The sequence below is a fragment of the Parafrankia colletiae genome (assembly GCF_001854655.1).
In the GTDB taxonomy this organism is placed as follows: domain Bacteria; phylum Actinomycetota; class Actinomycetes; order Frankiales; family Frankiaceae; genus Parafrankia; species Parafrankia colletiae.
The window spans coordinates 1-6,983 of sequence record NZ_MBLM01000043.1 but is presented as its reverse complement, the minus strand read 5'-3'; the positions used below and the strand labels follow the sequence as shown (position 1 = coordinate 6,983).

5 protein-coding genes are annotated in these 6,983 nt (G+C 69.8%); 2 read left to right on the top strand and 3 right to left on the bottom strand.

Annotated elements, in window-relative coordinates; genetic code table 11:
• Both CC117_RS06890 and CC117_RS06885 read right to left on the bottom strand, forming a co-directional pair.
• Positions 1 to 1,022 (bottom strand): IS701 family transposase (locus tag CC117_RS06890; protein WP_071082917.1); only part of this gene is annotated, 1,022 nt, incomplete at its 3' end.
• 150 nt (positions 1,023 to 1,172) lie between these two features.
• Positions 1,173 to 2,504 (bottom strand): GDSL-type esterase/lipase family protein, encoded by a 1,332-nt coding sequence (locus tag CC117_RS06885; RefSeq protein WP_071082916.1) that lies wholly within the window; start codon positions 2,502 to 2,504, stop codon positions 1,173 to 1,175.
• A 569-nt stretch (positions 2,505 to 3,073) separates the two neighbouring features.
• Here CC117_RS06885 and CC117_RS06875 point away from each other — a divergent pair.
• Positions 3,074 to 3,643: a TetR/AcrR family transcriptional regulator gene (locus CC117_RS06875; protein WP_241829888.1), complete on the top strand. Its 570-nt coding sequence runs from the start codon at positions 3,074 to 3,076 to the stop codon at positions 3,641 to 3,643.
• A gap of 213 nt (positions 3,644 to 3,856) precedes the next feature.
• Complete coding sequence (locus CC117_RS06870) at positions 3,857 to 5,407, top strand: GAF domain-containing protein (RefSeq protein ID WP_071082914.1); 1,551 nt, start codon at positions 3,857 to 3,859, stop codon at positions 5,405 to 5,407.
• On the opposite strand, the gene CC117_RS06865 is transcribed toward CC117_RS06870, so the two are convergent.
• Positions 5,362 to 6,588 carry an MFS transporter gene (locus CC117_RS06865; RefSeq protein ID WP_084131667.1) on the bottom strand — a complete coding sequence of 409 codons (1,227 nt, stop codon included), beginning with the start codon at positions 6,586 to 6,588 and terminating at the stop codon, positions 5,362 to 5,364. The genes CC117_RS06870 and CC117_RS06865 overlap by 46 nt on opposite strands.
• Positions 6,589 to 6,983 lie beyond the last annotated feature (395 nt).

Sequence of the window (6,983 nt, the reverse complement as noted above, 5' to 3'; positions counted from 1 at the left end):
TGGTACATCCGGACCTGAAAATGGTCGAGGCCGATCTCGTTCTTCGCCGCCTGGAAACACTCCTCTATTCCCCAACGGCGTCCCGCGACCGTGACCAGAACGGCGAGCGGAACCGGCCACTGGCTGTGCGTGACATAGAACGCCAGCTCCTTCTTCTCCCCACGGGAACGGCGGACCAGAACCTGCAGGRCACGGTTCTCCGGCCCGGCGAGCTCCGTGGTGTCGACCAGCGCCCAGTCATACAACCGAGGGCCTTTCGCGCCATCCGCACTGGAATACGCCTCCCACGCTCCGGCGGGAACCAGCCCGGCGAGGGTATCGACCCGCCGCCGGCCGACCGCGGTGGTCACCATGGTGTCGCACGCGACCGCCAGCACATAGCTGACCCGATGCTCCTCCAGCCAGTCCCGCAGCTCCGCGTCCGCGCCGTACACCTCGTCACCGGCGACCCAGCTCAACTCCCGGTGCGACACCCAGAACCGGCGGATCATGTCCAGGGCCAGCAGCGGYTTCGTCGCGAACCCCCGCCGCCGGGGCACCCCCGCCTCGGCGCACCGGTCCCGGTCCTCGGTCCAGCTCGCGGGAAGGTAGAGCTCCCGGTCGACCAGCGCACGCCCCCGCCCGGAGACATAGGCGGCAAACACACCGATCTGGCAGTTCTCGATCCGACCCGCCGTGCCCGAGTACTGCCGCTGCACCCCCGCCGAGAGAGTTCCCTTCTTCACGAACCCCGTCTCGTCGACCACGAGGACACCACCCGGCTCGGCCAGGTTCTCGATCACATACGACGCGACGACGTCCCGCACCCGATCAGCGTTCCACACGTACCCGTTCAGCAGCCGCTGCATCTTCTGCGGACCCGCCTGACCGGTGAACTCCGCAAGGGTCCATCCGTTCTTCCGTTCCGTCCGAGACAACAACCCGGCSACATACGCCCGCGCCTGCACCCGCGGCTGCTCCGACCCGAAACACGGATCGATCCGCGCCAGCAACTCCTCCAAACCCGCCTCCCACACCACCACGTCCAACCCGGATACACTCGCCTTCGCGGCCACCGCGGATTCTTTGTTGGTTCTCACAAACTACGAAGAATCACACGGTGGCCGCACCCATTCGGACGCCACGCCGTCGCCCACTCCAGAGACCACACGCCGGCCACTGTCACTGGAGTACTAGAGGCAGCCGGTGGCCGCGAGCAGGTCGAGCGGCACGGTGTCCGCCATCTTCTGGTAGCCGGTGAGGCTGGGGTGGAGATTGTCCGGAGAGGCGTAGACGGGCAGAAGCTGAGAAGGATGGGCTGGGTCACGCAGCGCCGTGTCGAAGTCGACGATACCGTCGGCGAGTGTCTGGTTTCGAATCCAGGTGTTGATCTGCTGCCGGTAGTTCTCACTGTTCGGCGCGAGGAAGCTTCCGTCGACGATCGCGTTCGCCGCGGGCGTGATCGTTCCGAGCCAGATCCTCAGGCCGGCCTGGTGAGTCTGGTTGATCAGCTGGGTGTATCCGTTCTGGATCTGCTGCGGTGTGACGCCGTTACCCAGCCCGAGGTCGTTGATGCCTTCCAGGACGAGGACACCGGAGATGCCGGCGGTGGCCAGGGCGTCGGTCTGGAAGCGGGACAGCCCGCTGGGTCCGGTGATGAGGCCCAGGCTGCCGGTCAGCTGGTTGGAGCCGATGCCGGCGTTGACCACCGAGACGGCCAGGCCGGCGGCGGTCACCCTGCGCTGCAGGTAGTCGGGGTAGCGGCCGTTCTTGTCCGCGACGCTTCTGTCCGCCGGGATGCTGACGGGGCTTCCGCCGACGAACCCGTCGGTGATGGAGTCGCCGAACGCGACCACCGAACGCGCCTGGGCCAGGACGTCGAGGCCGTTGACGTAGAACCAGCTGAGGGTCTTGTTGAAGAAGGGGAAGCCGCTGGTCAGCGTCGTGAGGTCGCCGGCGCCGGGCAGCGTGTAGTAGGAGGTCGCGTTCGCGTTCCAGTGCCTGGTCGGCGGGCTGGTGGTGGCCGGCAGGTACATGCTGATCGCCAGTGGTGTGAACGCCTGGACGGTCAACGGCACCGGGTCGCTGACGACATCCTGGCCGGGCGRCGCGGTGACGGACGCCGTGCCGTTGAACGTCACCGGTACCGGCGTTCCGATCGCGGCCCCGTCCCGCTGGGGCGCGGCGGTGACATGGGCGAAGGTAAGTGGGCTGGTGCCGAAGCGGTTACTCAGATGAACCCGGGCGGACGTTCCACTCAGATGGGGTGTGATCACCATCCGGAGCGTCTGTTTCGTCAGTCGTTCCGGTATGAGCCCGAGGGACGGGTCGACGAACGAGGACCCGTCGGTGGGGCTGGCCGTCCAACTGGCAACCCACCGCTCTGTCGGGCATGTAGACGTGGCGGCGGTAACGGCAGCGGCGGCGGGTGCGGCGGCCGTAACCGAGGAAAGCGCGGCCAGCCCGGTGCCCGCTGCCGATAATACGACGACGGCAATACCGGTAGCCACCTTTCGTGCCATCATGCGGATGCTCCTGTCTCCTTGTCGACCCCTGCGCATTCTTTGCGTGGGCCCGGAGTGTAGGGAAACGATCCGAGATTAGATAGGGGATGCGGATCTCGGTTAGTACGGCAGCCGTCGTTTTGCGATCACTCGATCTGGGTGGGTTGATGGTGGGTGGCCGAGTCGGCATGGCCGTGTGTCGATGCCAGGACGCGGAACGGCCACCGGTGATCATCGCGGGTTTGTGGGGACTCATGCGACCGCACCCGCCGCCGCGGCGACACGGCGGCGGGTGCGGTCGGGCTCGCCCACGCGTTCCTGACCATCACCGCCCCTGACCAGCGCGACCAGCCCACCGATGACGACAGCCTGCTACCGATCACCGTCAACGAGACCCGGAGACTGTTCAACGCGATCATCAGCCGGCCAGCCACCGCACTCGACCACGTCCTGCGATGGTCCCGATGGCGACACTGCCACCAAGCCAATGCCTGCACCAGCCACTACCGACGCCACCAGCTCAACTGATCACAAACGACGGCTGGAGTAGATGAGTACTGTGAACGTGTGTTACCGCAGCGAGGACGCCGGTGCTGACGCCGCGGCGTCACGACGCCCGCCGGAACAGAGAGACGATCCTCCGGGTGGCCGAAGGAGCGTTCACGGACGGCTCCGACGTCGTGCCACTGGACGAGATCGCGCGCCGCGCGGGGCTGGGGCGAGCTACCGTCTACCGCCACTTCGCGGACAGATATGCGCTCGCCGTCGCCGTCGCGGCGCAGAACCTCACGGCGCTGCAAGAGGTTGTCTGCCTGGAAGGGGACGATCGTTGGTCCTTCCGGGATATTCTCATGTGGGTGCTGTCGACTCAGGTGTCCATGCGCCCGCTGGTTGCGCTCATGCTGGAGCTGCCGCTTCGGGAGCAGCAGCAGCATRCCGAAACGTTGATCGAGATCCTTGATCCGGCGTTCCGCCGTGCGCAGGAGGAGGGCGAGCTGCGTCCCGACCTCGAGCCGGCCGATCTTGCGCTGATCATGGCCATGCTCAATACCCGCGCTGATGCTGTGCCGACCGGCGCCGACCACGGTACGGCGTTACAACGGATCGTCAGTGTCCTCCTCGACGGCCTTTTCGTGCGTCGAGCCCATGGCGAGGGCTGAATGGACAAACTTCACCAGAGCCGGGTAGCCGGTGTCATCACCCAGATGCCGGAGCGGCCGGACCCGCCGGCCGACAGCGCGGAGCGGGGAACGGCAGAGGGCACTGACGCCCCTGTGTTGTCAAGTAGCCGCGGTCACTGAACAGATCGCCGCTTGACATCAAAGAACATGGGATGTCTGACCCGAGGCCCCAGCCGAGACGGTCATCTCGCCGTGGTCGACAGCCGATCCGTGCCGCCGCCAGCCGTCGCGGCGAACGGCCGGGGCGCCGCCTCGAACGGCCGCTTTACCAGCTCGAACGGCCGCTCTGTCAGCTCGAACGGCCCGCCTGTCGCCTCGAACGGTCGAGGTGTCGCCCCGAACGGGCGGCCGGTCACGCGCGACGGCCCGCCGTCCGCGCACGGTGGCCGTCCCGCCGCGGCGATCGGTCTGGCGGCGGTGCCGGCCAAGGGGAGGGCGGAGCCCGCGGACCGCCCCGTCGACGCCCACGCCCGGCCCGCCGGACCGGCCCAGCTGGGGGATGCCGGTTCTCCGGCCCACCAGACCGACGCCACGGTGGAGGAGACGGAGTCGGAGGACACGCGCTGGATCACCGATCGCTGGGCGGCCAGCGGGCTGCGGGCGCCCGTGCCTCCGGGCGAGGACGCCCGCCTGGCCGAGCTACGTGGCTACCGCCTGCTCGACACTGACCCGGAGCCCGAGTTCAACGAGATCGTGGCGCTCGCGGCCCAGGTCACCGACTGCTCCTACGCCCACCTCGCGCTCGTCGACCACGATCGGGAATGGTTCAAGGCCTCCCACGGCCTGAAGATCACCGAGTTGGCCGCCCGGGTCGGTGTGGCGTCCTACACGGTCTCCGCCGGGGAGGATCTGGAGATCTTCGACGCCACCCGTGATGTGCGCTTCGCCCATGTGGGCCTGGCCGGCGTGGAGCCCGCGGCGCGGTTCTTCCACGCGGTGCCGCTCCAGACATCCGAAGGGCATGTGCTCGGCGCGCTGATCGTCAGCGACCGGACACCCCGCCGGCTCGGCCCGAGCCAGCGTCGCGGGCTGCGCCAGCTCGCCGCCCAGACGATGCGGCTGTGCGGGGCCCGCCGCGACCGCGTGTTGGGCGAGGAGGTCACCAGCGGTCTCACCCGCCTTGACCAGTACTGGCGTCCCGACGACCTGCCTGCCGCGGCGACCCTGGCAGCGGACGTGGTCCGCTCCCTCACCCGGGCGGACGCCGTCGCGGTGATGCTGGCGCCACTGCCGGGCGCGGCGGTGTTCCGAGCCGCCGGATCGTCGGTGGCCCCCGGCGTCGAACCGCTGATGCAGATCGGCGCGCGGGCCAACGCCGACGACAACGCCGCGCTCCAGGCGTTGTCCCGCCTGCGGACCCCGACCTTCGTCCCGGATCCTGCCGGCACGCCGCTGATCCCGAGTGAGCGGGTGCGTTCCCTGAAGATCGGGTCGGCGCTGGTGCTGCCGATGCCGGACGAAGGAGCCCTGCTCGGCTTCTTCGCCGTCCGGTGGACGTATTCCCTCAAACGGGTCGATCCGGCCGTCATGCGGGCGGTGACTCTGTTCAGTGCGGCCGCCCGCTACACCTTCCGCCGCCTGCGGCCAGCCCCTGACCGCCCGGCCGAACCAGGCGTTCCCGCCGGTTCGGACGGTTCGGCTGCTTCGGACGGTTCGGCTGAACGAGACCGTTCGGCCGAACCGGGCGGTGGGTCGAGTCAGGCGGGTGGGGTCGGTTCGGGCGGTCCTGTCACTGACGGTTGACTGTGATCTTGAAGGCCGGCGTCCGCGGCGGGGTCCGGGAGTCGTGCCGGGGCGCGGTTCCTGGCCAGGGTGATCAGGGTGCCGGCGGCGATCAGAACGGCGAGGGCCGCGTAGCCGAAGGCCAGGGTCGCGAGTGCCGCCACCGCGCCGACGATCAGGGGGCCGCCGGCGTCACCGAGCTCGCGTCCCAGCTCCGCCGTCCCCATCGTCTGGCCGAGGCGGTCGGCGGGGGTGGACTTCGCGAGCGCGGCGAAGCCGAGCGGGGTGATCAGGCCGGTTCCGACGCCGATCAGCGTCGCCGCGGTGAGCAGGCCGACGAGGCCGGGAAGCGTGGCGCAGCCCAGGCCGGCCGCGGTGACCAGCAGGCCGGCGGTCAGACCGGTGCGGCTGGTGAGACGTCCGGCGTCCAACGCCCGGCCGGTTCGGGGCTGGACGAACGCGGCGCAGGCGGCGAGGACGGAGACCGCGGCCCCGGTGGCGACGGTGCCGAGCCCGGCGTCGGCACCGGTGACGGGGAGGAAACCGACACCGACCGACAACGCGGCCGTCGCCGCGGCGAGGGCCGCGGTCGGCCCGAGGAAGACCGGGTCCGAGACCCGCCGGGCCAGATCGACGACGGTCTGGCGGGCCCGGGGCAGCGGCGGGACCGCCGGGACGGTGATCGCGGCCCAGACCGCGACCGCGGCCGCGAGCACGGCCAGCACGACGAACAGCAGCCGCAGGCCGCCCGCCCACACCAGCACGCCGCCGAGCAGCGGGCCGAGGGTGTAGCCGATGGACTTGTAGAAGCCGTAGCCGCCGAACGCCCGGCCGTGCCGGGCCGCCGGGTTGAGCCGGGCGACCAGCGCCGACGGTGAGAAGGCCGACGCGGCGGCGCCCTGACCGAGGCGCGCCGCCCACAGCCAGCCCGGGCTGCCGGCGATCGCGTAGAGAGCGGACGCGAGCGCGAAGGCGAGCGCGAAGGCGACCAGACCGCCCAGTAGCACCGGTCGGGCACCGATGCGGTCGGCGAGGGTGCCGAACAGCGGTTTGAGGACGACCTCCGCGCCGTCGTAGAGCGCGAGCAGCGCCCCCAGCACCAGCAGGGAGGTCACCGCGTCGTCGGTGAAGCCGCCGAGGTTGGCCGCGATGCCGTGCGCGCCGAACGCGGTCGTGAAGCCGGCCGCGTACAACGGCCACATCTGCCGGCCGGGGGCCGGCGGCGGGGCACTGACCGAGCCCGGCGGTGGTGGCTTGCTCATCGGATCATCGGACGTCCTCCGGACAGTCGCGAGGTACGGACCGCGCGTTCCGCCTGATTCTTATGACAGTGGCCCGTTCGCGCTCCGCGGCCACGGCCGCGATCCTCAGATCAGGCGACCTTTTCTCGAACTCGTCGGGGCCGCGGCGGTCGGCGGTGCGCACGGTGCGGGCTCCTCCGTCCTCGGATGTCTTCGTCTCCTCCCCGCGATCTGGCTTTTGTTGCCGGCCGCTTCAAGTGGCCCCGAGGCTGCTATGTCTTGTCAAGCCGCGTGGGGTTCCCGGGACGCCGTGGCAGCTGATCCTTCCTTCCGTTCCAGGAGCTTGAAGACCTGGC